Genomic DNA, 26,830 nt, shown 5'->3' with positions numbered 1-26,830 from the left:
GAGAAGGTACAGACTGGACGCCATGAACTTCATCGGCGAGTCGCTTCTGCACCCCTCCCGGTGGAGCGTGCGTGCCCGTTCGACCGTGGCATCGACACTCGTGATCGCCTTCTGCCTGGTGATCGCCGGGCTTGCACTGATTTTCGTGCTGGCAAACTCCCTGCATCTGTCCGCGCTGAACAGCTCCGACGCTCGCGCCACGCAATTGGTCCAGCAGCTCAACGGAAAGAATCCGGCCGATCTCGACCCTTCGCTTCTGTCCACAGACAGTCAGATCGGAATCGTGCAGATCGTCGACGCCGATCACCGAATAGTCGCCCAATCACCGGGAACCGACAGCGACCTCCTGTCCGAACGTTTTCTCGGCCCTGACGAGTCGGACGCTCTCGGAAGGGTCAAGAAGTCCGACGACGAGGACTACTGGCTGATCGGGCGAGGCGCTCAGACGCCGACCGCACCAGTCACCGTCTTCGTCGGCGCCGACCGCGAACCGGTTGAAACCGTGGTGACGACCGTTGCCGTTCTGCTAGCCATCGTCGGACCCCTGGTCCTGGGGCTGGCTGCGTTTGCCACCTACCGCCTTGTCGGTTCGGCCCTCGCTCCCGTCGAACGCATCCGCGCTCGGGTAGCGTCGATTTCTAGTGGGCGTCAAGGTGAACGAGTGCCTGTACCGTCAGGGAACGACGAGATAGCCCGACTGGCAACAACAATGAACGACATGCTGGCGCGCCTCGACGAAGGTGCGCTGGCCCAGCAACGATTTGTCAGCGATGCCTCACACGAGTTACGCAGTCCGCTGTCCACGATCACGACGGCCCTCGAACTGGCACACCGACGCCCGGATCTCCTCGACGACGCGTTGATCGAAGACGCACTACTTCCCGAGGCGCGCCGAATGCGGCAGTTGATCGAAGACCTGTTGATTCTCGCACGCTCGGACGAAAGCGAACTCGAAAAGTTCGGCGTCGTCGTCGACGTCGACCTCGATGACATCTTGTTCGCCGAGCAGAAAAGGATCGACGGTATCTCCGAAGTTACGGTCGCCGCTGCCGTGGCTCCGGTTCGGGTCTCCGGAGACCCGAGAGCATTGACGCGGATGGTGCGAAACCTCGTGGACAATGCAGTGCGGCATGCGGAGACCCTCGTGTATCTCGAGTGCTCCGAAGCCGGAAACGAAGCCCACATCGTGATCGAGGACGACGGGCCCGGAATCCCTGCAGCAGAACGCGAACGAATCTTCGGACGCTTCGTCCGCCTGGACCAGCCGCGGTCGAGGCAGGGAGGCGGGTCCGGACTCGGACTCGCCATCGCGTCGGAAATAGTTGCGGCGCACCACGGAACCATTTCCGTCAGCGAGAGGGCGGGCGGTGGAAGTCGATTCGAGGTGACGATTCCGGTACCGAACGACTGACGATCAGGCAGTGCCGACAAAGCGGTACCCGACGCCTCGGACCGTTTCGATGCTCTGAGTTCCGAACGGGAGGTCGAGCTTCTTACGAAGGTAACCGATATACACCTCGACGATGTTCTCGTCACCTTCGTAGTTGGTGTCCCAGACAGAGCGAACGATCTCGGTCTTCGTGACCACCACACCATTGTTGCGCATCAAGAATTCGAGAACGCTGTACTCCCTTGGCGTCAGGGTCAATTCGATTCCCGCTCTGCTCACCTGATGTTTGGCCGGGTCGAGGGACAGGTCTCCAACGGAGAGTATCGCCGGACGTTGTGGAGCGCCGCGACGCACCAGTGCGCGCAGCCGAGCGAGAAGCACGACAAACGAGAATGGCTTGACCAGGTAGTCGTCGGCGCCGAGATCGAATGCATCAGCCAGGTCGTATTCGCCGTCCTTTGCCGAGAGCATGAGGATCGGCGTCCAGATCTCCCGGGCGCGTAGATCCCGCACGATGTCGTACCCGTGTTTGCCCGGCAACATGATGTCGAGAACGATCACGTCGAATTCGTCACTGCACGCAGTCGCGAATCCGTCGTCACCGTTGAGTTCGACGGCGGTCACGAATCCCTCGGCCACCAATCCCCGCCGGATCGTCTCGGCCAGGCGCACTTCGTCTTCGACCACCAGTACTCGCACCACCGGCCCCGTTTCGTCGCCACGCAGTTGTTCGGATGCACCCAGTAGAGCAGACGGTAGACCCAGAGCCGAGTTCCGTTCAGCGTTTCTTCAGCTTCGGCTCGTCACACTGCATTCATGCCTGCAACTGTGTCGACCGTGCGAAACGTGGTCACCGAAGTCCTGACCGAGAGCACCACCGCAGAGATCGCGGTTGCCGCAATCGTGGTGGCCGCAGCTCTGTTCGCGTTCGGTTCGATCTACCGAGCTTCCAGCGTTCGGTCTACAGCCCTTCGCACGTGCGGACTCGTGCTTGCACTGGTGACGCTGTCGATCCAGGTGTATGGAAGCGGATGGTTGACGAGCTTCGACGGGCCGGTGACCGACTGGATGGTCGATCACCGGAGCGGCGCCCTGAACCAGATCGCGGTCGCCGTCACGGATCTCGGTAGCCCCGTCGCCACCGCGCTGCTCGGGATCACCTGCGGAGTGCTCATCTCCTGGCGAGCGCGTTCGGTCGTTCCGGGCTTGATCGTGATCGGAACGGTTGGCGCCGCGGCGGTCGCCAGCACGGTAATCAAAGCGCTCGTCGGTCGCGAACGTCCGCCGACCAACATCCAGGTGCTTCTCGAGACCGACCACTCGTTCCCGTCTGGTCACGTCACCGGGACCGCTGCACTGTTCGGCATCGTCGTCCTCGTTCTGAGCGCGCACCGCACACCCGCCGTCAAGAGACTGCTGATGCTCCTCGCCGTGACAGTCACAATCGTCGTAGCCCTGACTCGCCTGTATTTGGGAGTTCACTGGCTCACCGACGTCATCGCCGGGGCCATTCTCGCAACGCTTGCAGTCACCGTGGGCGGAGCCGTCTTCCGGTTCGTCGAAGGCCGCTCCAAGACGACCGACCGCACTTCCTCTGCCTCTCGCGATCGGGCGCTCGTATGACGCTCGCACTCACCAGCGGAATTCTGAACCCCGATACCCTGCTCTCCACGTTCGGTCTGATCGGCTTGCTTGGGGCGGTATTCATCGAAACCGGTCTTCTGTTCGGGTTTTTTCTTCCCGGCGATTCGCTCTTGTTCACAGCTGGTGTCCTCGTCGCACAGGAGCAGCCATTCGTTCCACTATGGGTTCTCCTCGTGACTATCCCCATCGTCGCTGTGGTCGGCGACCAATGCGGCTACCTTGTCGGACGCGCAGCGGGTCCTGCGGTTTTCGATCGACCTGGAGCCAAGCGACTTGGTCCCGATCAACTTGCGCGGGCAGAAGCATTCTTCGAGAAGCACGGACCTCGTACCGTCGTCCTTGCGCGATTTGTTCCCGTCATCCGAACCATCACCCCAGTAATGGCGGGTACTTCACGGATGCCGTATCGAACCTTCCTGACATACAACGTCATCGGAGGAGTCGCTTGGGGAGTTCTCGTTCCGGTACTCGGCTACATGCTCGGAGGAATCGAGTTCGTTCGCGCCCACATAGAAATCATCCTCATCGCTGTCGTCGTCGTCTCGATTCTGCCCATCGCTGTGAATTACTTGCGCTCACTGCGAGTACCGACCATCCAGGCTGAACAAATCGAGATTCCCGAGTAATTACTACCGCTGCAGTGTGCTCTGCAGAACCTTCAGCACTTCACGAGCCGCAGTCGGCCCGGTATTGAGGTAGAAGACGTCGTCGTCAACAGCGACGGCGTGGTTGGCGACCACACCACGTAACTGCCCCCACAACGGCGCGTTCGTCAATGTCGCCGGGTCCCCGCCCTGCACGCCGTAGAAGATCCAGTCGGCGTCCGCCACGTTCAACTCTTCTTCACTGATGTCTCGGGAAGTGTCGTCGAACTGCTGCGACTGCGGACGGGTCAAGCCGGCATCCTCGGCGATACTGCCGGTGAACGAAGGAATACCGAAGATGCGCAGACGATTTCCGTTCTGGCGCGTGAACGACACCGTCGGCGGCGACGAGAGGGAAGCACCGAGGGCCGCGGCATCGGTATTGAAGGTATCCAGCAGTGCCGCCGCCTGCTGCGTCTTACCTACCCCGTCGGCAACCAGCAGGAAGTCCTGCTTCCAGTAGACGCCGGTTCCCTGTGTTGCCACCGTGGGTGCGATGGCGGAAAGCTGGTCGTACAGCGAATCAGCGTCCTTTCCTGCAACATTCATCAAGATCAGGTCAGGATCGAGCGTGACGATCGCTTCGAAATTCGGTGTGAAGCGTCCACCTGCGTCAACGACATCACTTAGCTGAGTACGGAATTCGGGGTACGCAGACAACAAGTACGGAGGCACCAGGTCCGCACCGTCACCACGCGTCGAACCTGCGGGCACGACATCGAGCGACAGGAGTGCATCTGCTTGCCCGGTCGAGATGACGACAACCTTTTCGGGCTGCGATTCGATCGTGGTGTCCCCTTTGAAGTGTGAGACGGTACGAGGGAACTCGCCGTCCGACTTTCCGCTCCCCATTCCAACCGGGACTTCTCGCGGAGCGACAAACGCAGAGTCCGCCGGAGCCGACGCACTGATCTCGGCATCTGTGGGCGACGCGTCCTCGCTCGAGCAGCCACTGAGAGCTGCCACCAATGTCAGTGCGCCGATCAGCATTACACTGCGTGACTTCTTTCGAAAATTCATGATCGTGTCCCGTACGTCGTGAAGCATGACAGCTTCATCTTCCGCCATGGTTAGGTGACCCTACCCTATGAAGAACTGTAAACTATATCTGTGTCAGATACAGTTCCAGGGCGAGGATCACACGGGGTCGATCGCTACTCTGATCACGTGCCCACCGCGGAAGAAGCATCGAGATCACTCATCGCTGCGGCGTTCGAATTGCGTCGAGCGCTGCGGGAATACATGGATACGTCGGGTACCGACGCGACTCTGCCAGAGGCACAATCCGAAGTACTTCACGATGTCGCACACCATCCGGGCACTCGCATCGGGGCCGTGGCCGATCGTCTCTCCAGACGCCCGAACACCGTCAGCACGCTGGTGCGCACACTCTCCGACAAAGACCTGATCGAACGGCGACCCGATCCCACGGACGGCCGAGTGAGCACACTTTTCGTGAAGGACGAGCGAAGCGCGCGACGAGACCGTCGATCCGAACTACGCATCGGCGTTCTCGCCGAAGAATTGGCGTCCCTCGACGAGGGCGCCCTCGACACATTGACCACTGCCGTCGGTATCCTCGACCGAGTCAATCGATCATTGCGAGATCACGCGCCGCGATGACACTCCGGGACATACAGAAGCGGTACGGTGCAGCACCTGCCGCACCGCACCGCACCTGCTGACGAGTTACCGCCCTAGTTCATGTCGTTCGCAATGATGTTCTCGATATTCCGTTCGGCCAGAGCGGTGATGGTGACGAACGGATTGACTCCCACATTGCCCGGTACGAGGGATCCGTCCATGACGTACAGACCCGGGTACTCCGGCAGACGACCGTAGCCGTCGGTCGCCTTGCCGAGCACACAACCGCCGAGGGGGTGGTACGTCAACTGATCGCCCCACGTCTGCGTCGGGCCGAAGAGGTCGGTCCGGTAGATCGTGCCTTCCTTCTTGTTGATCTTGTCGAAGAGCTTCTTCGCCATGTCGATCGACGGCTGGTTCTGCGAGCGCTGCCAGTTCAATCCGACTTTGCCTGTTGCCGAGTTGAATTGGAACTGAGCACGTTGCGGATTCTTGGCAATCGCCAAGTACAGGCTGACCCACAGTTCGGTACCGGCCGGGAAGGGTGCGATTTCCGCAAAGACGGGAGCGGATGTGTCGGCCCAGTTGTCGATACCCATCACGGGGATCGCGGACTGCTTCGCACCGGTGGCGTCCCACATGTGATTGGCGCGGCCCACCATCACGTTGCCGTTGTGACCCCATTCCTGTCCAACTGCACCCGGCAAATTCGCCAGCTGCCCTTGCGCTTTCATCGCGACCAGGAGCTTGCTGGTCCCGATACTGCCGGCCGCGAAGAAGACCTTGTCCGCCGTCACTGTCTTGGTGCCGACGGTATTGCCCTGCTCGTTGATCTGGTTCATCACCACTTGATAGCCACCGCCGGTCGCGGCCGGGGAAACCGAGGTCACGACGTGCAGAGCTGAAATGGTGAGCTTGCCGGTGGCGGATGCCGCAGCGAGGTACGTCTTGTCCAGAGATTTCTTTCCGGCATTGTTGCCGTAGATGACCTCACTGACCAGAGCGGACTTGGTGACCTGGCCGGCAGCTTCTTGCTTCATATAGTTGAAGTCGTAGACATTCGGCACGAACGTTGTTGTGTAACCGGATCTCTCAGCGGTCTTTCGCCCCGTCCGCGCGAACTTGTAGTACTCGGTCGATTCGAACCAGGCCGGGTCGATGTTGTTGACTCCGAGCGCAGCGTTCGCGCGCGGGAAATACGTCGAGTACATCTCGTTGGAATCGACACCGGGCAGGATCTCTTCGAAATAGTTACGCTTGGGTGTGACGGCCATACCGCCGTTGACCAGCGACCCACCGCCGACCCCTCGGCCCTGGTAGACCTTGATCCCGCCGAAGTCCTCGGCGTCGAGAACACCGACGTAGCGGCTGATGTTCTTGTCCACCGAGCCGCCGGAGAAGTGTGAAACCGGTTGAACTGTACGGTCTCTGAGCCAGAAGGACCGACCGTCGGGCGAGAGCATCGGGCAGAAGATCTTGCCGTCGGACCCTGGTGTGGTCCACGACTTCCCCATCTCGACCATGTGCGTGTCGATACCGGCCTGTGTCAGGCGAAGTGCCGCAACGGCACCGCCGTATCCACTGCCGATCACGAGCGCGGGGACACGGTCTCCGTCGTTCAATGCTCGTCTGGGCGCAGCGGCCGCCGTGGTCCACGAGGACGAGAGTGCGGCGGCCCCCACAGCTAATCCTGTTGCTGCCAAGAAGTTTCTACGCGAGAGCGTGGAATTGGTACGTGCGTGCCGTTCGTTGGATCCAGCGCGAATGCTCAAGTGTGCCCTTCTCTTTCCGTGACCCCCGCGCTGAGATATACCGGGAGAAACCGAACGAGAAGTCCATACTCGTGGGTAACTTCGAGGAACCGTTGATTTTCCATGAAAAGGGCCGATGAACAGAAAGTTCACCGGCCCTCCGAAAGAACGAGTCAGGGAATTGAGATGCGACCTTCGACGGCGCCGAGTCCGATGTCCTTGCGGAAATGACCGCCGGGAAGCTTGACGTCGGCGATCTTTGCGTAGGCGTCGTCGCGAGCTTCGGTCAGATCCTTGCCCACTCCGACAACACTCAGCACACGCCCGCCGGCCGAGACGACGGCACCGTCTTCACGCTTCTTGGTACCGGCGTGCAGGACTCCGTCGGCGTCGGCTCCGGTGATCACGTCGCCGGTGCGTGGGGTTGACGGGTAGTTCTCCGCGGCAATCACGACCGTGACAGCGGAACCGTCGCGCCACTGCAACGGACCGACCGAATCGAGTGTTCCGGTCGAGGCCGCATTGAGTAGACCGCCCAGCGGCGTTTCGAGGAGAGCAAGCACGGCCTGAGTTTCGGGGTCACCGAACCGGCAGTTGAATTCGACGACGGCCGGGCCGTCGACACCGATCGCCAGACCGGCGTAGAGAAGGCCGGAGAAACTGCTACCGCGCGCGACCAACTCGGCAGCGACAGGCTTGACGACGTCGTCGACGATCTGCGTGACCATCTCGTCGGGCAGCCACGGCAATGGGGTGTACGCGCCCATGCCGCCGGTGTTGGGTCCGGAGTCTCCGTCGCCTACTCGCTTGTGGTCCTGAGCCGGGAGCAGCGGGATCACAGTTTCGCCGTCGACGAGGCAGAAGAGCGAAACTTCCGGACCGTCGAGGAAGGACTCGAGGAGAACCGGGTGTCCGGTCTCGAGCAGTTCTGCGGCATGATCGCGCGCGGCGAGACGATCCGTCGTGACGACTACGCCCTTACCCGCGGCCAGTCCGTCGTCCTTGACCACCCAGTTGGGACCGAAGCGGTCGAGTGCTTCGTCGAGCTTGGCCGGATTGTCGACGATCTCGCTGTGAGCGGTCTTGACGCCGGCGACAGCCATCACGTCCTTGGCGAAAGCCTTCGATCCCTCGATGCGGGCGGCGTCGGCCGAAGGCCCGAAGCAGGCGATACCTGCTGCGCGCACCGCGTCTGCGACACCGAGGACCAGCGGAACCTCGGGTCCGATGACGACGAGGTCGGCTTCGACCTTCTGGGCCAGCGCGGTAACCGCGTCACCCGAAGCGACGTCGATGGGGTGCTGCTCGGCGATTTTTGCGATCCCGGCATTGCCAGGCGCGCAGATCAGGGCCGTGACACCTGGATCGCGAGCAAGAGAGAGAAGGAGGGCATGTTCACGGGCTCCGGAGCCGATTACTAGTACGCGCACGGTGAACAGACTACGGCCTGCGATAACAGGGCTCTCGGAGTGCCACTGGCGGGGCCAAGGTCCCAGCGTTCGGCCTTTGTGCGAAATATCCGTTTCGAGATGAGATCATATGAATACCTGAATAGGTGAACAGATGTTTTCGTACACCTGTCCACCAAGGAAAGGACACCCGTGAAACTCCACAAACCAGGCGTTCTGACGCTCACCGCAACCGCCGCAATCGGCGCACTTCTGATCACGTCGTGCAGTAGCCCGACTGGCACCGACTCCTCGGGCAACAACGACGGCCTGGTCTTGGCCGACGGCTACGAGCTGGGCGGCTACAACCCGGTCGCAGGCTTCGGCGCTGCCGGTGAGGCCAAGATGTACGACGGCCTCGTCCGGCTCACCGGAGGGACCGGCATGCCGGGATTCGAGCCGTCTCTGGCCGCGGAGATGCCCACTGCCAATGCCGACGCGACAGTCTGGACGGTCAAGCTACGTGACGGCGTCACCTTCTCCGACGGGTCGACCTTCGACGCCGCCGACGTGGTTGCCACGTACAAGGCGATCCTCGATCCCGCTTCCGCCTCCGAAGCGCGTTCGTCGTACGACATGATCAGCGACGTCGTGGCCGTCGACGACAGCACAGTCGAGTTTCGTCTCGCCTACTCGTATGCGCCCCTGCTGACGAAGATGCTGATCGGCATGGTCCCGTCGGAATCCCTCGCGACACCCGGACTGGCCGCCGAATCGCCGTTGAACACCGCGCCTGTCGGTACGGGTCCGTACACACTCGTCGATCTCTCACCGGATCGAGCGGTCTTCGAGGCGAACGAGAACTACTGGGACGGTGCACCGGAGATCAAGAAGCTCACTCTCCTCTACGTTCCGGACGACAACACCCGCGCCCAACGTATGGTATCCGGCGAGATCGACGGAACCAATCTCCCTCCACTGCTTGCCAATACGTTCTCGGGCAAAGACAACATGTCGGTGACTGCCCATCAGTCAGCGGACTGGCGCGGTCTCTCACTTCCGACGAACAATCCCGTGGCAGGCGACAAAGCCGTACGGATGGCGCTCAACCTCGCCGCCGATCGCCAGTCGATGATCGACAACGTCCTGGGCGGACACGGCCGCGTCGCCGCCACTCCGATCCCCGAGGTCTACGGCGATTCGTACAACCCGAACGCAACCTTCGCCTACGACCCGGCCGAGGCCGAGCGAATTCTCACCGAAGCGGGCTGGATCGAAGGTGCCGACGGAATCCGTTCGAAAGACGGTCAGCGGGCGCAGTTCACGATCATGTACAACTCCGTCGACACCGTTCGACGTGATCTCGCTCAGGCATTTGCCTCCGATGCTCTCGCTGTCGGCATCGAGGTGGATCTCGAAGCGCTCTCCTGGGACCGCATAGACCCTCGAATCAACCAGGATTCGACGCTTCTCGGTGGTGGAGACGAACCTTTCGATCCAGACACGCAGGCGTACGACGCGCTGAACTCGAAGTACATAGCGCCCGGGGTCGGCAGCATCTACGACAACGCCAGCGACTACTCCAATCCAACAGTCGACGCAGGCCTGGAAGTAGGACGCCGCAGCCTGGATCAGGCAACGCGTGACGCCGCGTATCGCGACGTGCAGCAGGCGTACGTCGAGGATCCCGGATTTGTCATCCTCGTATTCCTCGACCATACGTACGTTTCGAAGGATTCCGACTGGCAGATGTCCGGACCTGTACTCGAGCCACACTCACACGGTGTGACCTGGGGCCCGTGGTGGTCACTGCAGACGTGGGCCAGAGGGCAATGACAGCGGTCGACGTTCGGGTGGACGCGAGGCAATCGCTCGACCACCGTGGCAACTCCCGCCGAAAGGCCATCCTCACGATGGTCGGTCGGCGGGCGTTGTTCATCGTGCCGGTGATCGCCGTGGTGTCCGCGGGACTCTTTGCCGCCGCCGCGATCTCACCGTTCGATCCACTTGTCGGCTACCTGGGCACGCGATACATGACGACCAGCGACGCGGACAAAGCGTTGATCGCCGATCAGATGGGTTTCGACAACCCCTGGTACAGCACGTACTGGAATTGGCTCCAGGGCGTGTTCACCGGTGATCTCGGGATCTCCAGATCGTTCAATCAGCCTGTTTCCCAAGTTATCTCCGAGCGTCTGCCATGGACCCTGCTGCTGGTCGGTATCTCACTCCTCATCGCGATTCTCGCCTCGCTGACACTCGGTGTTCTCGCCGGAATACGCAGTGGAGGATTCTTGGACAAGACCGTGTCCGGGCTGAGCGTCGTGGTCCAAGGACTTCCGCCGTTTGTCTTGTCGCTGGGTGCCATCGCGCTCTTCGCGTTGACTCTCGGCTGGCTCCCGGTCGCCGGGTTGACCGACGGGGGTGCCGATCCCACACCGGGACAGGTGATCCGGCACTTGGTCCTACCGGTGACGGTCCTTTCCATCTCGCAGATGCCGTGGCTCCTACTCGCGGTCCGAGAATCCGTCGTGGGTTCGAAAAGTGAGGGATTTGTCGCGGGCGCCGTAGCACGCGGAATCCCGGCGCCGACCATCACGAAACGCCACATACTGCCGACCTCACTGGCGCCTTTCGTGAACATCGTCGGCGTGCGACTGCCCGAGCTGATAGTCGGGGCAGTGCTGGTGGAAGAGGTCTTCAGTTGGCCAGGGATCGCCGGCGCCATCGTCTCGTCAGCCCGTGACCTCGACATGGCACTGCTCGCGTTCCTCACCGTCGGTACGACATTGACGGTCATGCTCGGCTCACTGCTTGCCGACGTCCTCGTTGCAGTACTCGACCCGAGAGTGAGTACCGATGGCTGAACGACGCTTCAAGATCGCCGTCGGCGTGCTGATTCTCGTTGCGCTGTACGCGGCGTTGGTCCCATGGTTGGCCGACGTCGACGACCGAGTCACAGACTTCTCGGCGGCTCGCCTGGCTCCGTCGTTCGATCACCCGTTCGGAACGGACTCGGCGGGCCGAGATCTGTTCGTGCGCATAGCTGCAGGCATTCGAACCTCACTTCTGATCGCACTCGCCTGCGCGCTGCTCGCCACGGTGATCGGCGTCGCCGTCGGCACTACGGCCGGACTGGTCGGTGGCTGGGTGGACAGGTTCGTCATGCGCGGCACCGATGCCGTCAACGCACTCCCCCACCTGTTGCTCGGCATCGTCATCGTCGCGATGTTCCGTGGAAGCATTGCCGCCATCGTGCTTTCGATCGCACTGACCCACTGGACCCAAGTGGCCCGGATCATCCGCTCCGAGATCTTGAGTCTGCGCGAGCGTCCCTACATCGACGCCGCCATTCTCGCGGGAGCAAGTCGACGTCACGTGATCATGCGCCACCTCGTGCCGGCGACGGCGCCGCAGGCTTTGATCGCAGTCGTTCTCCTGCTGCCCCACGCCGTCTGGCACGAATCGACGTTGTCCTTCCTGGGATTCGGCCTTCCCCCGCACAAGCCCAGTCTCGGGACGCTTCTCGAAGAGGCACGCAGTTCTCTACTCCTCGGCGGTTGGTGGACGCTGGCATTCCCCGCCGCAGTTCTCGTGATCGCCACCGTCGCAGTTGCCGTCGCCGGTTCGGCCCTGCGGTCGATGCTCACACCACCTCGACCTTCGGAGTTGCGACTGTGAACCACGGCCTGCGCATCGAATCTCTCACCGTCAGGATCCCTCTACTCGGAGGATCGGTAGTTCACGCTGCGAGCGACATCGACCTCGACGTTCCAGCCGGCACGGTGACCGCACTTGTCGGGGAATCGGGGTGTGGCAAGTCGATCATCGCCACCTCGGTCATGAACATGTTGCCGCCGAATGCTTCTCGAACCGGAACGGTCACCGTCGGAACACCGGACCTCGAGATCGACGTCTTCTCCGGCGCCGCGTTCCGTGGGCGGCACGTGGCTCTCGTTCCACAATCCGCCGCAACACATCTCACCCCCGTCCGGACTGCGCGATCGCAACTACAGGAGACGATCGACGCACTCGGCAGCGATCACACTTGCGATGCCTTGGCACTTCGCGTCGGACTCGAACCGTCGGCCCTGGACTGCTACCCGCACGAACTGTCGGGCGGCATGGCGCAACGCGTGGCCATTGCCGGTGCGCTGGCCGGGAATCCGTCGGTGATCGTCGCAGACGAACCCACCGCCAACCTCGACCGCGAACTCACCGACCACGTCATGGGATTACTTCGAGAGTGCGCGGACGCCGGAGCGGCGGTCCTGCTCATCACCCATGACCTGGCATCCCTCACCCGCAGCGGTGTCGCTGATCGACTTGCCGTCATGTACGCATCACGCATCATGGAGACCGGTCCGGCCGCGCTGGTGTTCAAAGATCCGCTTCACGATTACACCCGAGACCTTCTCGGCGCCTTACCTTCCAGAGGTTTGACTCCCATGCCGGGATCGCCACCGCAACTCACCGATCTCCCCGAGGAGTGCGTCTATCACCTACGACGCCCGGAGTCGAAACAATCCGGTGGCCCGACCGAACTCGTCACACTGGGTGACCGCACGTACCGAACGCTGCGGAAGGTGGGCTGACATGAGTTTGCAAGCTCTGGGAATTACCAGCGGTTACCACCAGGACCGACCGGTGCTCGAGAACGTCTCGCTCGAAATTCCGCCGAGAAGGCTGATCGGCCTGAGCGGGACTTCGGGCACCGGAAAAACAACACTTGCAAGGATTCTCGCCACGTTGGACGCACCGTGGTCAGGCGAGGTGCGGATCGACGGATCACCCGTCGTGGGTACCAAATTCTCGGTACCCGCGGCACTACGCGGGACGGTGTCCATGCTGTTTCAGTCACCTCGCGCATCAACCGACCCTCGGCAGACGCTCGCCTCGATCATCGGTCAACCCAGCGATATTGCCAGTAGGTCAATCGATGTGGTCGCACTGGCAGCAGAAGTGGGCCTCACTCCCGATCTCTTGTCCCGTAGACCCCACCAGGTGAGCGACGGCCAACTACAGCGCGCCTGCCTGGCGAGATCGCTGGCGCAACAACCGAAATACCTCATCTGCGACGAGGCGACTGCGATGCTCGACGCCGCCACGACGGCCGCGCTCATTCGATTGATCGAGAGTCGCGCCTCCGAAACCGGCGTCGGCGTATTACTCATCAGCCATGATCGCGAATTACTCGACACCTGCTGCGACGTGGTCCACGACCTCGACAGTATCAGCGCTTAGCCCCTGCGAAATCAACTCTTGACTCGAACATGTGTTCGAGTATGATTTGGGCAGGGGATCGGGGGATTCAATGAGCGTCTTGTTGTCGGATGTGGTGTCGGGTTCTGCGGTGGGTTTGCGCGGACGCCTGTGGCGGTTGTCTGCTTCTGAGTTGCGTGCTGCTGCTGTCGAGGCGAGTGCGGAGATTCTGCGCCTGGAAGCCGTTCGAGTGGCTGTGGTGGACGAACTCTCGTTGCGCCCGGATGATCAGGTGATTGCGAGCCGCGGGGTGGGTGCGTGGTTGGCGGCGAACACGATGTTGCAGGTTCGGGACGGGAAGAAGATCGCCGCGTTGGGTGCGGCTTTGCGGCCGTTTCCGGCGGTGGCTGCTCGGTTCGATGGCGGGGATTGTTCGTTCGATCATGCTGTGTTGATCGTGGCGTTCTGTGAGTCACCGCCGAAGGGGATGCCGGAGGAAGCGCTCCCTCGCTGTATCGATTTGTTGTTGGCTGCCGCGTCCGGAGTGGAAGCGACAACCACGAAAGTGCGGAACGTGATCGCGACGTTAGAGCGCATTTTCGAATCGGATGAGATTCCGCCCGCCGAGGATGTGGATCGGAATGAGTTGCGGATCGCGTCGACGTTGAACGGTCGGGTGGTGGTGCGTGGGGATTTCGATGCCCTCACCGGTGAAATGTTGTTGTCGGCGTTGTCGAATCTGACGATGCCCACCCCGGCACCGGATGGGACGCCGGATTCTCGGTCGGCGGCGAAACGGACGGCGGACGGGTTCACGGAACTAATCCGCCGGTATCTCGATTGCGCTAAGACCGGAACCGATGGTGGTCAGCGTCCGCACGTGAATGTGCACATCAATGCTCGGGATCTCGCGGAGCATCGGGACTGCGCCGCAACACCCTCCACTGCTGATGACGGAATGGCTGTGTCGGATCTTGATGTCGGGCACATGCCCTGGCTCGGACCACTGTCCGTGTCGCAGACCAGGCTTCTCGGGTGTGATTGTTTCCTGTCGACCGTTCTGCTCGACGATCACGGCGCGCCCTTGGATGCGCAACCAGGAAAACGATTGGTCACCGCCGAACAGCGAGTGGCGTTGATCGCCCGGGACAAAGGCTGCGCCTTCCCCGGCTGCACGTGCGTACCCGCGTGGACTGATGCGCACCACATTAAGCACTGGGCGAACGGTGGCCCGACGGTGATGAACAACCTGGTCCTGCTGTGCCGTTCACACCACCGACTGATGCACCGAAAATCAGGGTTCGTCGGGAAATGGGAAATCCGAATCGGAGTCGACAACAAACCCTGGTTCATCCCGCCACCCTCGATCGACCCGCAGCAGCACCCGCGGCCGGCGAACACCACCTTCAAAACCTGAGGACGAACCTCAGGCATACAACTTCACGCCAGGTCCGCATCGGAGGAAGCACCTCCGATGCGGACCTGGCGTGCGTTCCTGTTGGTCAGCCTGCAACCGTCAAGTCGTAGAGGGTTACTCCGTCTACCGTTGTGGCGGTGAAGTTTTCGGTCACCCACGTCGAGATAGCGGTAGCGGTGCCTTCGGCGTTCATACCGCCACCCATCCCACCGCCTGCGATGAAGAAGTGAATCTTGCCCTCTGCCACGTACTGCTGGAACTGCGCGAGCGTCGGCGACGGATCGCTCCCGTTGAACCCTCCGATAGCCATGACCGGTGACTGCGTCGCAAGCTGATAACCCGAGGCGCTGTTGGACCCGATTGCCGCGGCTACCCACGTGAACTGGTCGGAGTTCTCTTCGAGTGTGGACACAACAGCGGCTCCCGGCGTGCTGCCCTGCAGTAGACCACCGACACCGCCTCCCATTGCGCCTCGCGTCCCGTCGGCGGTCGGCGTGGTACCGCCCGGAACTGTTGCACCACCGGGCATCTGACCCATTCCTGCAGGGGGCGTGCCCGGCATTCCGGTCCCAGCCCCGTCAGTCCGACGGTTACCGCCATCAGCCGAGCCACCGAATCCACCGAAGCCTCCGCGGCCACCGCCGGGCCCGCCCATTCCACCTTCGACGCTCGGTCCGGCCGAAACTATGGAACCGGTATGCGGAGTATTGATCGTGTCGATCGCGTATGCAGTCGGACCTGCCAGACCGGTGAAGATCGCTGCGAGAATCACTGCTACAGCCAATCGACCTCGCGTCACTGCCGGAATCAGCACTGCCACGGCACTGACGATGCCGACCACCAGAATGGTCCAGCGAAGCCACGGTACGAACGAAGGCGAGCGTCCGAGCAGTACCCACGCCATCGCGACGGTTGCGGCCAAGGACACCGCCAGAATGATGCGAACCCAGAGGACGTCACGATGACGCCACGCCACTACCGATCCTGAACCGATCAGCGCGGCGATCGCCGGCGCCAGCGCAACGGTGTAGTAGGCGTGGAAGATTCCCGCCATGAAACTGAAGGTCAGTCCGGTCACCAACAGCCAGAGCCCCCAGACGATGAATGACGCACGCTGCGTGTCAGCGCGGGGTGCCTTGCCTCGCAGCACGATTCCAGCCGCCAGAAGTATCAGTGCAGCAGGAATCAACCAGGCGATCTGTCCGCCCTGGGCCGATTCGAACAGTCGGGTAATGCCGGTACTCCCCCACATACCACCGCCGGCCCCACCACCTGGTGCCATACCTCCCCCGGCCATACCACCTGCGGCCTCGCCCATCCCGGGGAAACCGCCCGCAGCAGCGCCGGCCGCGGCATCACCAGCACCGCGCATGCCGCCGCCGCCGACGCTTCCGGTCTCGTTGCCGCTCAAGCGCCCGAGCCCGTTGTAGCCGAGCGTCAGTTCGAGAATCGAATTGTTCTGTGAACCACCGATCCACGGACGCGAGTCGGCCGGCCACAGTTCGACGATTGCCAACCACCATCCGGCGGAAACGATCAGTCCGCCCAGTGCCGCGAACAGTTGGAGTACGCGCTTACCCAGTTTCGGCGGTCCGGCGATCAGATAGGTGAGCGCCAGCGGTGGAACCACCAACATGACCTGTAATTGCTTTGTCAGGAAACCGAATCCGCAGAAGATACCGACCAACACGAGCCAGCGGGTGCGGCCGTCCTGCACGGCGCGCATCATCGCCCACACTGCTGCGATCATCAGGAGCACCAGCAGAGCATCCGGGTTGTTGAACCGGAACATCAGCGCCGCTACGGGTGTGAGCGCAAGTACCAGGCCCGCGAGGAGGCCGGCGGCCGCACCGAAATACCGTCGAACCGTTCCCCACAACAGTGCAACCGATCCGACCCCGAGGAGTGCCTGCGGCACCAACATCGCCCAGGAATTGAGTCCGAAGATGCGAACCGACAGCGACATCAACCACAGGGACATGGGCGGCTTGTCGACGGTGATCGAGTTTGCAGCGTCCGAGGAGCCGAAGAAGAAAGCCTTCCACGACACCGAACCTGCCTGTACCGCAGCGGCATAGAACGAGTTGGCCCATCCGGACGCACCCAGGCCCCAGATGTAGGCGACTCCGGTGCCCACCAACAACACTCCCAGTGCCCACGGTTCCCAGCGCACCTGACGTTGCGGTTCCGGCGCTGGCAGCGGCGCGGCGAGTGTCTCTGCAGTGGCGGTCATCGATTGGCTCCTACGGATTGTGCGGTGCGAAACACCCAGCGCAGTGCGATGAATCGACTGACTGTGGCAACAAGATTGGCGATGACGAGTACGGCAAGCTCCACGTGCTTGGAAGCGTCGGGCGCCATGACGTCGAGCACGAACAACGATCCGCTGGTGAGCAGTAGACCGAACCCGAACACGAGCAGGCCCTGCATCTGGTGACGAGCGGATCCTTCCGACCCTCGGATCCCGAAGGTGAAGGCCCGGTTGGCGGCGGTGTTGAATACCGCGGTCACCAGCAATGCGACGGCGTTGGCCCACTGCGCACCCATGATCGAGTGCAGAGCGAGGTAGAGCAGCGCGTACGCGAGCGTCGAAATGACTCCCACCACGGCAAAGCGTGAGAGCTGCCCGACCATTCCTCGTGGAACTCCGGGAACCAACGGTTCACGTCCGAAACTTGCCCTGAGCTCGGCCAATGGAAGGGAACCGGTAGACAGTGCTCGCCCGACACGGACCACACCTTTGAGGTCGGCAACTGCCGTGGCAATGATGTCTACCCGACTGTCCGGGTCGTCCACCCAGTCGACAGGGACCTCGTGAATCCGCATGCCCGCTCGCTCGGCCAGCACCAGCAATTCGGTATCGAAGAACCACCCGGTGTCCTCCACCAGCGGAAGTAGTTGCCGTGCAACATCGACGCGCATGGCTTTGAATCCACACTGGGCGTCGGAGAAGCGAGCATGCAGTGCGCTTCGGAGGATGAGGTTGTAGCTACGTGAGATGAACTCACGCTTGGGGCCGCGCACCACGCGGGACGATCGTGCCAGCCGGGAACCGATGGCGATGTCCGAGTGTCCGGAGAGCAACGGAGCAATCAACGGCATCAGGGCGTTGAGGTCGGTCGAGAGGTCGACGTCCATGTACGCGACCACGTCGGCATCGGAGTCGCTCCATACCTGCCGCAGTGCTCGACCACGACCCTTCGCATCCAGGTGGACGACCCGGACGTCGTCGAATTCTTCGGCGAGGGAACGGGCGAGTGCCAACGTGCCGTCGACACTGGCGTTGTCCGCGATGGTAATTCGTGCAGAGAATGGCACCTGCGTGCGTAAATGCCGGCGCAGGCGCCGCACGCACGTCTCGAGGCCTGCCTCTTCGTTGTATACCGGGACGACCACGTCCAGCACTACAGTCGTCGCGGAGACCTCCTCTGCGTCCGTGCTGCCCGCGGTCTGCATGGCTTCTGTCGTCATGCGTCCTAGATTTGTCGGGCCGGCTCCGACGAACCTGCGTCCAGCCTGGGAGTTTCCTGGCAACCGGACGCGGGCTAATCTCGGGGTATGCCTTCAGTCTTCAGTGCCATCATCAACGGGGATCTACCAGGACGTTTCGTGTGGGAGGACGAGGACGTCGTCGCGTTCTTGACCATCGCGCCGGTAACGCAGGGCCACGTGCTTGTGGTTCCGCGAGCCGAGGTCGATCAGTGGCAGGACGTGGATCCTGAACTCTTTGCCAAGGTCACCGCTGTTGCCCGCAACCTCGGCCAAGCCGTGCGGAAGGCGTTCGACGCGCCTCGGTCGGGTCTCCTCATCGCAGGTCTGGAAGTTCCGCATCTTCACGTTCATGTTTTCCCCGCATACGACATGGGGAACTTCGACATCAGTGGCGCCGACACCTCGCCGTCACCCGAATCTCTCGACGAGGCACAGACCAAACTCAAGTCGGCGCTACGCGACCTCGGCTTCGAGGCAACTGTCTCGACTCGTTGATCGCATACCTTCGACCGAATTTCGCTGGCCGATAACTGGACTCCCCGCCGCAGCCTCCAACGGAGGTTGCGGCGGTCGCATTTGTCGCTCCTACCGACCGTGACCTGCGATTGCACACCGAACAGTCCGTTTCGCGCTGTCGCGCGAGCACGAGATTCGCTGCTACCGTGGGTCGCTGGTCCGGGACCTAGGGCCCTAAAACTGGTTCACGTGTTAACAGTCGGAGGACAAGGGAGCAATGCAGGAACGTGCCAAGATCAGTCGCCGACAGATTCTTCAAGGTGCTGCTGATCGGTTCGAAGTCACGGGGTACGGCAGCACGAGCATGAATGACATCGTGTCCGCGGCGCAGATGACCAAGGGCGCGGTCTATTTTCACTTCTCGTCCAAAGACGAACTGGCTCAGGCGGTGATCGAAGAACAGCACCAGATCTCGATCAGTGCCTTCACCGCAGTTGCAGCCACAGGCGCACCGGCACTGGAACAGCTCGTCATGGTGTGCCACGAGATGGGCCGCCAACTCGTCGCAGAACCTATTGTTCGTGCGGGAATCCGACTTACCCTCGAGTTGGCCTCTGCCGACGGTTCGCAAGGCCCGTACGTCGCGTGGATCCGCGAGCTTCGAAAACTGGCCGAGGCCGCGAAGCTCGAAGGCGACATCCGCGACGATGTGGAGCCGGAATCGGTGGGTCGCGTGGTGATCTCGGCATTCACCGGCGTTCAACTGGTTTCGAACGTGCTCACCAGACGAAGCGATTTGAACGACCGTATCGACGAATTGTTCACCCTCCTGTTGGCAGGCGTGGTCTCCGACAAGCGACGCAGCGCCGTCGCCGAACTGGTCGGATGTCGCCTCGAAACTTATGCGTCCTGATCCGGAGAACACCCCGACGCCCGGATGATTCGGCGCAACAGCACCGAACCGTGCGCCAACCTTCGTCGATTCGTACAAGACCCCCCGTCGTCGACTCACTATCGTCAGATCCACGAATAACCCAGATACATGGATACCGACGAAAGGGCTTCTCGAATGACCGAAACCGCCACGTACGTTGAGAGCGCACAGCAGGAGATCGCTGCTGTACTCGCCGAAGCGAAGACCGATGCCTACGTCCACGCACGCGACATCGATTCCGGCGAAGAGTTCGGCTACGGCGCGGACGAAGGTGTCATCCTCGCCTCCGTTTTCAAGATTCCTGTTGTGCTTCAGTACGCCCGTGAAGTAGCGGCAGGCACCCTTGATCCGACCGAGCACGCCACGGTGACCGCCGAGTTCCGCTCCGGCGGCATCGGTATCGGCGGCTGCGCCGACGACGTGACTGCAAGCTGGCGAGACCTCGCTCTGCTCATGATGAGCTTCAGCGACAACGCCGCCACGGATTTCTTGTACGAGCGTCTCGGACTCGACAACATCGTCGCAACGCTGCGCGGGCTCGGTTTGGAGAAGACCAACTTGGTCCGTGACTGCCGAGGCCTCTTCAAGACGGTCTACGACGACCTCGGCGTCGACAAGGGCACCTTGCTGGAAATGCCCCCCATCGAAATTCTTCGGACAATTTCCGTCATGGATCCCGCCCGCTCCAATTCCAGTACTCCTCGTGAGATCACAATGTTGCTGGCTGCAATCTGGAGGGATGAAGCCGGCCCCGCATCGGCTTGTGAAGAGGTCCGAACCATCATGAGCAAGCAGGTCTGGCCGCACCGCCTTTCGTCCGGTTTCCCCGACGAGGTCACTGTCGCCGCCAAGACCGGAACGCTGGGACTGGTACGAAACGAAGCCGGCGTCGTGGCGTACCCGGACGGCAAGCGTTACGCCGTCGGTGTCTTCACCAAGTCCCACGAGCTCACCCACCGCGCCCCGAAGATCGACGCCTCCATCGGAACCGTCGGCCGCATCGCTGTCGAAGCACTTCGCAACAACAGCTGATCCGAACCCACTGACAAAGAATGCGGGTCGCGCTGAGAAATCAGTGCGACCCGCATTTTTCGGCTTTCGAGCTAGCGTGGACCGCGCAGACGAAGATGCACCATCAACCGGAAGCGGACGTTGGGGTCGTCGAGATCCAACGCGGCCATACCCTTCAACTTGCTGAGACGATACCGAAAGGTGTTGGGGTGCACGTGCAATGACGCCGCGGCGTCACCGACATCACCGAACGCGTTGAGCCACGCATCGAGAGTGTCCACGAACGAGGTCGCATGAGCGGCGTCGTGGCTGGCGATCGCCTCGATCGGTCCGAGGTCCGAGAACCCTTCGGCTGCAGCTTCCGACGCGATCTCCAACAGGATGGCATCGACGTGGACGCTACTGAAGGTGGCGACGCTGCCCGACGCTCGTCCCGCCAACAACACTTCGAGGGCATGTTCGGCGTCGCGCTTCGATCGGCTCAGCTGCGCCGGTCTGGTCACGACCCGGCCGATCCCGATGATCGTGTCGCCGGACGCTCCGGTGCGGTCCAGGAAGTCCGAGGCCACACGGAACGCCTGCAACTCGGCTTCGGCCGGGGAATGCCCTCGCACAGACAGCACCGCGTAGCCGGTTCCGTTGACCAAGGCTGCCGCCGACTGCGAGTGGACGGCGCCGAGGTGCATGGCCAGAGCGTCGGTCAGTCGCACCACGTGGGCGGCATCGTCCGGCTTCGACGATCCTTCGAAAGACCTACGACCCAAAGCCATCACGAGTGCGGGACCGGTCCCGAGACCGAGGCGATTCATCGCGTCGACCGCACCTGACCCACCGTCGAGAAGGGTTGCGATCAGGTCTGCGCGCAGTCGGCGCTCGGCGTCGGCACCGCCGCGCAACCGCAACATCTGCAGCGCGATCAACCCGGCAGAATCGCGCAGAGCACGCATCCGGTCGTCGGACATCGGCTCACCGGTTGCCACCCACATGGAGCCGAGGAACTCGTCGCCGGCTCTGATGGACACGGCGATACGACCCATTTTGGTACCGAGGGTCTCGGCCGAGACCCACACCGGATCGTCGCTGCGATAGAGCCGGTCGAAGACCCCGGCCTCTTCGAGCACTCGAATGTACTGGTCAGGAACTTGCCGCTCCAGAACGGTCGCGATACGTGGACCGTCTCCTTCTTCCTGGCGGCCGGAGAAGGCGATGACCCGTGAGCTGCGGTCCTCGATCGTGATCGGCGCATCGAGAAGTGCGCTGACAGCGTTGGCGAAGGCGAACAGATCGCCGGCCGGGCCGCCTCCGCGTGAGTGGATGTGCCCGACTTCGTTTCGGGCCGAGAGCACCGAATGAAGCAGGCTTGTCAGCTGAACCCACGAGACTCCTCGCGCCAAGGCCAACAGCACGACGCCCGAGGCGATGACGGATTCGCGGTCCGCATCGCTGACCTCGGCGGTCACTCGCGCGACCACCACGCGTACTCCGCGCTCGGCCAGGCCGGCCACGGACTCCGCGATACGTTCGCCTCCGGTGACGCCGACGAGCAGCACCATGGAGTCCGGTGTCGAGGGTGAGTCGTCGTCGGGGTCGTGAATGACCACCGAGGCGATCTCCTGGACCGCCTCCGGGTCGCCGACAACCGGATTCAGCACCGTAGTTCCCACGTCTTCGAGAAGCCGCACCAAACTGATGCGAGGTCGTACGGTGCCCACGTCTATCACTCCTTCGTCCGGTGAACGAAGTGTGTCATAGTGATTCGTCAAAGCCGATCCATGCCGATCCATTCGACCGACGTGGTAATTGCTTCGAGCAGGTCGGGGATCGGTTCGACGCCGATACCCGGTCCTTCCGGAACCTTCACGTAACCGTTGTCGAGTACGAACGGCTCGGTGATGTCTTCGGCGAAGTACCGGTCGGAAGCCGATGTATCGCCTGGTAGGGCAAATCCGGGGAGCGCGGCAAGCGCGACGTTGGCGGCCCTGCCGATTCCGGTCTCGAGCATTCCGCCGCACCACACGGCAATTCCGTTGGCCTTGCAGACGTCGTGGATACGACGCGATTCCAGATAACCGCCCACACGTCCCGGTTTGATGTTCACCACGCTGCACGCACCGATTGCCAGCGCGTCGGCGGTGACCTTCGCGGAGGTGATCGACTCGTCGAGGCAGACCGGCGTCCGCATCATCTCGGCCAGCCTGGCGTGGCCACGCAGTTCCTCTTCGGGAAGCGGCTGCTCGATCAGCAGGAGGTCGAAGTCGTCGAGCCGCTGGAGATGGCGGGCGTCAGCCAGGGTGTACGCGGTGTTCGCGTCGACCTGGAGGAGTACGTCGTCGCCGAACCTCTCGCGGACTGCGCGAACCGGCTCGATGTCCCAGCCCGGTTCGATCTTCAGTTTGATGCGCAGGTATCCGGCATCGAGGAACCCGCCTACCTCCTCTAGCAGCTCATCGATCGAATTCTTGATACCCACCGAGACACCCGCGGGTACGCGATCGACTACTGCACCCAGGTACGAAGACATGCTCGTCCCGGCAGCCCGTAACTCGGCGTCGAGAAATGCGGTTTCCAATGCCGCTTTGGCCATGGGGTGCCCGGCGAACTGTTCCATCGTCGCGCTCAGTGCGTGCACGTCGGGATCGGTGAGTTCACCCAGAGACGGAATCAGGAACTTACGAAGGACTTCGGCGGCGCCGTCCGTGTATTCGGAGCAGTAGCGAGGCTCGGACATCGCCACGCACTCGCCCCAGCCCTCCGACTCCGAGGTGACGACCTTGACGAACAACACGTCCTTGGTGGTCTCGGTGCCGAACGAGGTACGGAACGGCGCTTTCAACGGCATTGTTGCCCGGCGTAATTCAACTCCTTCGATCTTCACGATGTAACCTCCGCTGTTGTCCTGCCTGCCTGTGTTCCCGGCGCACGGTCCAGCACGTACTTTCCGGTTCTGGTAACTGCGAGAACCACTCCGTTCTCGGCGAGCACACCACCGAGAGTCTCGCGGACTGCCAGGCGCCAGTCGTTCGCTGCCGTCGGGTCCGACTTACGCAGTGTGTACACGTCATTCGGTGTAGCCACCGTGACGAATCGATTCTTGGTCGACTTCAACACGGGCAGGCCGGCTTCGGAGACGGACAGCAGTTCGCTCGCCCCCAAGGACTCGGGAGTCGGGACTTCTCCCGAACCGGCGACGACGTCGGCAACCTTGCTACTACCGATTTCCCAGTCGATCAACAACCGGTCGCTGTCTGCGCCGCCGTTGAGGCTGTCGTTCATCGGCGCGTAGAAACGCGGCAGATACTGGATCGGGAACGCACCGAGTTTCGAGACGTTGAAGTAGGCATTGCGTGCGACGAGCGGGTCGAAAGTCCACCGCACGTGGAGAATTCCCCGTTCCAGTGCCCACGCACGCTGGAACAGTTTCAACGCGAGGCCGATGTGCCCGTTCTGCACGTTCGGGAGGATCCCCGTGATGTGCGAATGCAACGAACGGTGTTGCGGTTCCTCGAAGAATGCAACCGAGCCGCCGATCAGATCCCCGCCACGAAACGCGCCGGCGACGTAGTTACCGGAGTGTGCGAGCGCCTTCATCATGTCCCGATGGACGGGAGGGTTACCGCTCTCCGGCTGCCATACCTTCTCGAACAGACCGAATACCTGTTCCAACTCGGCATGCCCGGTGACGGTTTCGATAGTCACACATGCAAGCAGAGCGGCCTGCTCGGCCTGGCTGATTGCCTGCCGCATCCGTGAAGGCGATACACCTCCGAATGGTTGAACGGTCTTGCGTTGGACATTGTTCGGCGACGTCATCGTCACAGTCCTCCCTCCAGGATTCGAGTCACCAGACCGGCCAACAAGGTGGCGCGCGGGATCATCTGATCTATCTCTACGTGTTCTGTCGCTGCGTGGGCACCACCGCCGACGGCACCGAGGCCGTCCAACGTGGGAGTTCCGACTGCAGCGGTGAAATTTCCGTCCGACGCACCGCCGACTGCGCAGTCGCGAAGCATTCCCAACCCGCTCTCACTGCTGACCTGGTGAGCGAGAAAGTACAGCTTCTCCGAAGACGCTGATTCCAGTGGCCCACGGTTGGGTCCTCCGGATACCGAAATTCGGCTTTCGGCCAGCGCCGGTGTCAGTGCACGGATCGAACGGTCGATGCGTTCCTGTTCCTTCGCGGACCACATTCGAACGTCACACCACAGTTGCGCTTGCGCTGCAACGGTATTGGTGGTCGTGCCGCCACTGATCACGGACGGAACCACCGACGTTCCCGCCGCCGGGTCCGCGAGCTCCACCACGGCCTGAATCTGGTGTGCGAGCTCCACTACAGCGTTCACACCTCGTTCCGGTTCCAGTCCGGCGTGTGCAGCGCGTCCCTCGATGTCGACGCAGTACAGCGACATACCCTTGCGCGCGGTCTTCACTGCGCCGTCGGCTGCGGCTTCGAGGACCAGCACCGCGTCGACCTGACGTGCTTGCTCCTCGATCAGTGCGCGCGAGGTCGGGGAGCCGATTTCCTCGTCGGAATTGAGGAGCACGACCACCCCGTCGAGCGACGGAAGCGATGCGAGCGCGTGGAAGAGCTGGACGATGCCGGCCTTCATGTCGAAGACTCCGGGTCCGGTGGCGATGTTGTCGGTGACAGACCAGGGCAACTCCGCGAGCGTTCCGAGCGGCCAGACGGTGTCGAAATGGCCCAGGAGCATCACCTTCGGCTCCGCGCCGAACGACCAACGCAAGTGCTGGCGCCCGTCGATGCGGATACGTTCGGGGGTGCTTCCGAGGTGGCGTTCGCCGATTTCGGCCACCACGTCCGCACATGCATCGACTGCGCCGAGATCGGAACTGGGCGACTCGGCGGTTACCAACGCCGCCAGGTCTGCCACCATTGATTTCTTGTCCACTCCGACGCTCTCCTGTCACCGACTTGCAACTTCGCAGTCAAGCTTGGTCGAAGCGACCCTGTCGGATCTTGTCCAAGACTCCTGTCCTTCGGGCTCGGATTCGTCGTGTGTCACGAACAGCTGGGTGTCATCAAGCAGGTGTGTCAGGTACCGATCTCTGTTCGGGCGGCAAACAGCTCGGGAAAGAAGCTCAACTCCAGCGCACGTTGCAGGAAGCCGGCACCACCACTCGAACCGCCGGTCCCCTTCTTCATGCCGATCACCCGCAGCACGGTCCGAAGGTGCCGGAACCGCCACAGCTGAAAGCTCTCCTCGAGGTCGACCAACTCCTCGAACGCCTCGTACGCCGTCCAGTGCTGTTCGACGTTCTCGTAGATTGCTTTGACCAGCGGAATCAGTTCGTCGTTTCGCACGTAGGGCGCGCTGACGTCTCGTTCGAGAGCCGACGCCGGAACGTCGTACCCCTGCCTGGACAGGTACCGCCAGAACTCGTCGTACAGTGTCGGCTCCCCGAGCAGGGTCTCCAACAATCGATGGGCGGACGGATCCGATTCGAACACCTTCAGCATGCCCGCGTTCTTGTTTCCGAGCACGAATTCCACGGCGCGGTACTGGTACGACTGGAACCCCGATGAGTTGCCGAGAACGCCCCTGAACTCCGCATACTCCGCCGGCGTCAGTGTCGCCAACACCGACCACTGCTCGGTCAAGGTGGCCTGAATGTGTTTGACACGTGCGATCCGCTTGAACGCAACCCGAATGTCGTCGGCAGCGATCGCTGCTCTGGCCGCCCGAATCTCATGGAGAAACAGCTTGAGCCACAACTCGCTGGTCTGGTGCTGAATGATGAACAAGAGTTCGTCGTGGTGTTCCGGCTCGCTCACCGGGTGCTGCGAATCCAGGAGGGTATCGAGTCCGAGGTAGGCCCCGTAACTCATCTTCCCGGAAAAATCGGTGACGACGTCGTCTTCGATCTTTCGTGTGCCGTCCGTTGCCGACATCTTCGGTCT

General features: G+C 62.0%; 24 protein-coding genes. 13 read left to right on the top strand and 11 right to left on the bottom strand.

Features of this window, described 5'->3' with window-relative positions; genetic code table 11:
- The first annotated feature begins 22 nt into the window (after positions 1-22).
- Positions 23-1,411 (top strand): ATP-binding protein, encoded by a 1,389-nt coding sequence (locus tag RHP72_RS05090; RefSeq protein ID WP_311094413.1) that lies wholly within the window; start codon positions 23-25, stop codon positions 1,409-1,411.
- Positions 1,412-1,414: 3 nt separating this feature from the next.
- Here the strand turns inward: RHP72_RS05090 and RHP72_RS05085 are convergent, their stop codons facing one another.
- Positions 1,415-2,089 (bottom strand): response regulator transcription factor, encoded by a 675-nt coding sequence (locus RHP72_RS05085; RefSeq protein WP_037132434.1) that lies wholly within the window; start codon positions 2,087-2,089, stop codon positions 1,415-1,417.
- A gap of 117 nt (positions 2,090-2,206) precedes the next feature.
- Here RHP72_RS05085 and RHP72_RS05080 point away from each other — a divergent pair, with 117 nt between their 5' ends.
- Complete coding sequence (locus RHP72_RS05080) at positions 2,207-3,013, top strand: phosphatase PAP2 family protein (RefSeq protein WP_223304466.1); 807 nt, start codon at positions 2,207-2,209, stop codon at positions 3,011-3,013.
- Complete coding sequence (locus RHP72_RS05075; protein WP_311094412.1) at positions 3,010-3,660, top strand: DedA family protein; 651 nt, start codon at positions 3,010-3,012, stop codon at positions 3,658-3,660. Before RHP72_RS05080 ends, RHP72_RS05075 begins: the two co-directional genes overlap by 4 nt.
- A 3-nt stretch (positions 3,661-3,663) precedes the next feature.
- Here RHP72_RS05075 and RHP72_RS05070 read toward each other — a convergent pair whose 3' ends face one another.
- Positions 3,664-4,746 carry an iron-siderophore ABC transporter substrate-binding protein gene (locus RHP72_RS05070; protein ID WP_311094411.1) on the bottom strand — a complete coding sequence of 361 codons (1,083 nt, stop codon included), beginning with the start codon at positions 4,744-4,746 and terminating at the stop codon, positions 3,664-3,666.
- A 99-nt stretch (positions 4,747-4,845) separates the two neighbouring features.
- Here RHP72_RS05070 and RHP72_RS05065 point away from each other — a divergent pair, with 99 nt between their 5' ends.
- Positions 4,846-5,301, top strand: coding sequence for a MarR family winged helix-turn-helix transcriptional regulator (locus RHP72_RS05065; RefSeq protein WP_054188021.1), 456 nt, complete (start codon positions 4,846-4,848; stop codon positions 5,299-5,301).
- A 74-nt stretch (positions 5,302-5,375) separates the two neighbouring features.
- Here RHP72_RS05065 and RHP72_RS05060 read toward each other — a convergent pair whose 3' ends face one another.
- Complete coding sequence (locus tag RHP72_RS05060) at positions 5,376-6,944, bottom strand: GMC oxidoreductase (protein ID WP_197487702.1); 1,569 nt, start codon at positions 6,942-6,944, stop codon at positions 5,376-5,378.
- Positions 6,945-7,186: 242 nt separating this feature from the next.
- The gene (gene purD / locus RHP72_RS05055) at positions 7,187-8,443 is read right to left on the bottom strand and encodes a phosphoribosylamine--glycine ligase (RefSeq protein ID WP_007734401.1); all 1,257 of its coding nucleotides are present in this window, start codon (positions 8,441-8,443) and stop codon (positions 7,187-7,189) included.
- 171 nt (positions 8,444-8,614) lie between these two features.
- Here purD and RHP72_RS05050 point away from each other — a divergent pair, with 171 nt between their 5' ends.
- The 6 genes from RHP72_RS05050 (at position 8,615) to RHP72_RS05025 (ending at position 15,020) form a co-directional block, all read left to right on the top strand.
- Entirely contained in the window at positions 8,615-10,237 is a 1,623-nt protein-coding gene (locus RHP72_RS05050; protein WP_311094410.1) for an ABC transporter substrate-binding protein, read from the top strand.
- Positions 10,234-11,268 (top strand): ABC transporter permease, encoded by a 1,035-nt coding sequence (locus RHP72_RS05045; RefSeq protein ID WP_083059453.1) that lies wholly within the window; start codon positions 10,234-10,236, stop codon positions 11,266-11,268. The genes RHP72_RS05050 and RHP72_RS05045 overlap by 4 nt, the downstream gene beginning before the upstream one ends.
- Complete coding sequence (locus RHP72_RS05040; RefSeq protein ID WP_007734397.1) at positions 11,261-12,082, top strand: ABC transporter permease; 822 nt, start codon at positions 11,261-11,263, stop codon at positions 12,080-12,082. Before RHP72_RS05045 ends, RHP72_RS05040 begins: the two co-directional genes overlap by 8 nt.
- The gene (locus tag RHP72_RS05035) at positions 12,079-12,996 is read left to right on the top strand and encodes an ABC transporter ATP-binding protein (RefSeq protein ID WP_042452684.1); all 918 of its coding nucleotides are present in this window, start codon (positions 12,079-12,081) and stop codon (positions 12,994-12,996) included. Before RHP72_RS05040 ends, RHP72_RS05035 begins: the two co-directional genes overlap by 4 nt.
- A 1-nt stretch (position 12,997) precedes the next feature.
- Complete coding sequence (locus RHP72_RS05030) at positions 12,998-13,645, top strand: ATP-binding cassette domain-containing protein (protein WP_311094409.1); 648 nt, start codon at positions 12,998-13,000, stop codon at positions 13,643-13,645.
- A gap of 70 nt (positions 13,646-13,715) precedes the next feature.
- Entirely contained in the window at positions 13,716-15,020 is a 1,305-nt protein-coding gene (locus RHP72_RS05025) for a DUF222 domain-containing protein (RefSeq protein WP_311094408.1), read from the top strand.
- Between the two features lie 85 nt (positions 15,021-15,105).
- On the opposite strand, the gene RHP72_RS05020 is transcribed toward RHP72_RS05025, so the two are convergent.
- Both RHP72_RS05020 and RHP72_RS05015 read right to left on the bottom strand, forming a co-directional pair.
- A complete protein-coding gene (locus tag RHP72_RS05020) occupies positions 15,106-17,253 on the bottom strand; it encodes a glycosyltransferase family 39 protein (RefSeq protein ID WP_161120918.1) in 2,148 nt (715 codons plus the stop codon).
- Positions 17,250-18,491: a glycosyltransferase gene (locus RHP72_RS05015; RefSeq protein WP_007734387.1), complete on the bottom strand. Its 1,242-nt coding sequence runs from the start codon at positions 18,489-18,491 to the stop codon at positions 17,250-17,252. The genes RHP72_RS05020 and RHP72_RS05015 overlap by 4 nt, the downstream gene beginning before the upstream one ends.
- An 87-nt stretch (positions 18,492-18,578) precedes the next feature.
- Between RHP72_RS05015 and RHP72_RS05010 the strand changes: the two genes are divergently transcribed.
- From RHP72_RS05010 to RHP72_RS05000, 3 genes are all read left to right on the top strand, one after another.
- Positions 18,579-19,007: an HIT family protein gene (locus RHP72_RS05010; RefSeq protein WP_042449536.1), complete on the top strand. Its 429-nt coding sequence runs from the start codon at positions 18,579-18,581 to the stop codon at positions 19,005-19,007.
- Positions 19,008-19,245: 238 nt separating this feature from the next.
- Entirely contained in the window at positions 19,246-19,881 is a 636-nt protein-coding gene (locus RHP72_RS05005) for a ScbR family autoregulator-binding transcription factor (protein ID WP_007734383.1), read from the top strand.
- A gap of 156 nt (positions 19,882-20,037) precedes the next feature.
- The gene (locus RHP72_RS05000) at positions 20,038-20,934 is read left to right on the top strand and encodes a serine hydrolase (RefSeq protein ID WP_007734380.1); all 897 of its coding nucleotides are present in this window, start codon (positions 20,038-20,040) and stop codon (positions 20,932-20,934) included.
- 71 nt (positions 20,935-21,005) lie between these two features.
- Here RHP72_RS05000 and RHP72_RS04995 read toward each other — a convergent pair whose 3' ends face one another.
- The 5 genes from RHP72_RS04995 to RHP72_RS04975 form a co-directional block, all read right to left on the bottom strand.
- On the bottom strand, positions 21,006-22,625 hold the full coding sequence (locus tag RHP72_RS04995; protein ID WP_058039306.1) for a CdaR family transcriptional regulator: 1,620 nt from the start codon (positions 22,623-22,625) through the stop codon (positions 21,006-21,008).
- A 47-nt stretch (positions 22,626-22,672) separates the two neighbouring features.
- Positions 22,673-23,788, bottom strand: a complete 1,116-nt coding sequence (gene menC, locus RHP72_RS04990) for an o-succinylbenzoate synthase (protein WP_311094406.1) — start codon at positions 23,786-23,788, stop codon at positions 22,673-22,675.
- Positions 23,785-24,723 carry a GNAT family N-acetyltransferase gene (locus RHP72_RS04985; RefSeq protein ID WP_202426978.1) on the bottom strand — a complete coding sequence of 313 codons (939 nt, stop codon included), beginning with the start codon at positions 24,721-24,723 and terminating at the stop codon, positions 23,785-23,787. The genes menC and RHP72_RS04985 overlap by 4 nt, the downstream gene beginning before the upstream one ends.
- A gap of 2 nt (positions 24,724-24,725) precedes the next feature.
- Positions 24,726-25,820 (bottom strand): M20 family metallopeptidase, encoded by a 1,095-nt coding sequence (locus tag RHP72_RS04980; RefSeq protein WP_007734375.1) that lies wholly within the window; start codon positions 25,818-25,820, stop codon positions 24,726-24,728.
- Positions 25,821-25,963: 143 nt separating this feature from the next.
- Positions 25,964-26,821: a tryptophan 2,3-dioxygenase gene (locus RHP72_RS04975; RefSeq protein ID WP_003945883.1), complete on the bottom strand. Its 858-nt coding sequence runs from the start codon at positions 26,819-26,821 to the stop codon at positions 25,964-25,966.
- Positions 26,822-26,830 lie beyond the last annotated feature (9 nt).

The sequence above is a fragment of the Rhodococcus sp. SG20037 genome, from assembly GCF_031763325.1.
Lineage (GTDB): Bacteria > Actinomycetota > Actinomycetes > Mycobacteriales > Mycobacteriaceae > Rhodococcus_F > Rhodococcus_F qingshengii.
The sequence above is the reverse complement of the archived record's forward strand: the minus strand, read 5'-3'. Positions and strand labels throughout refer to the sequence as shown.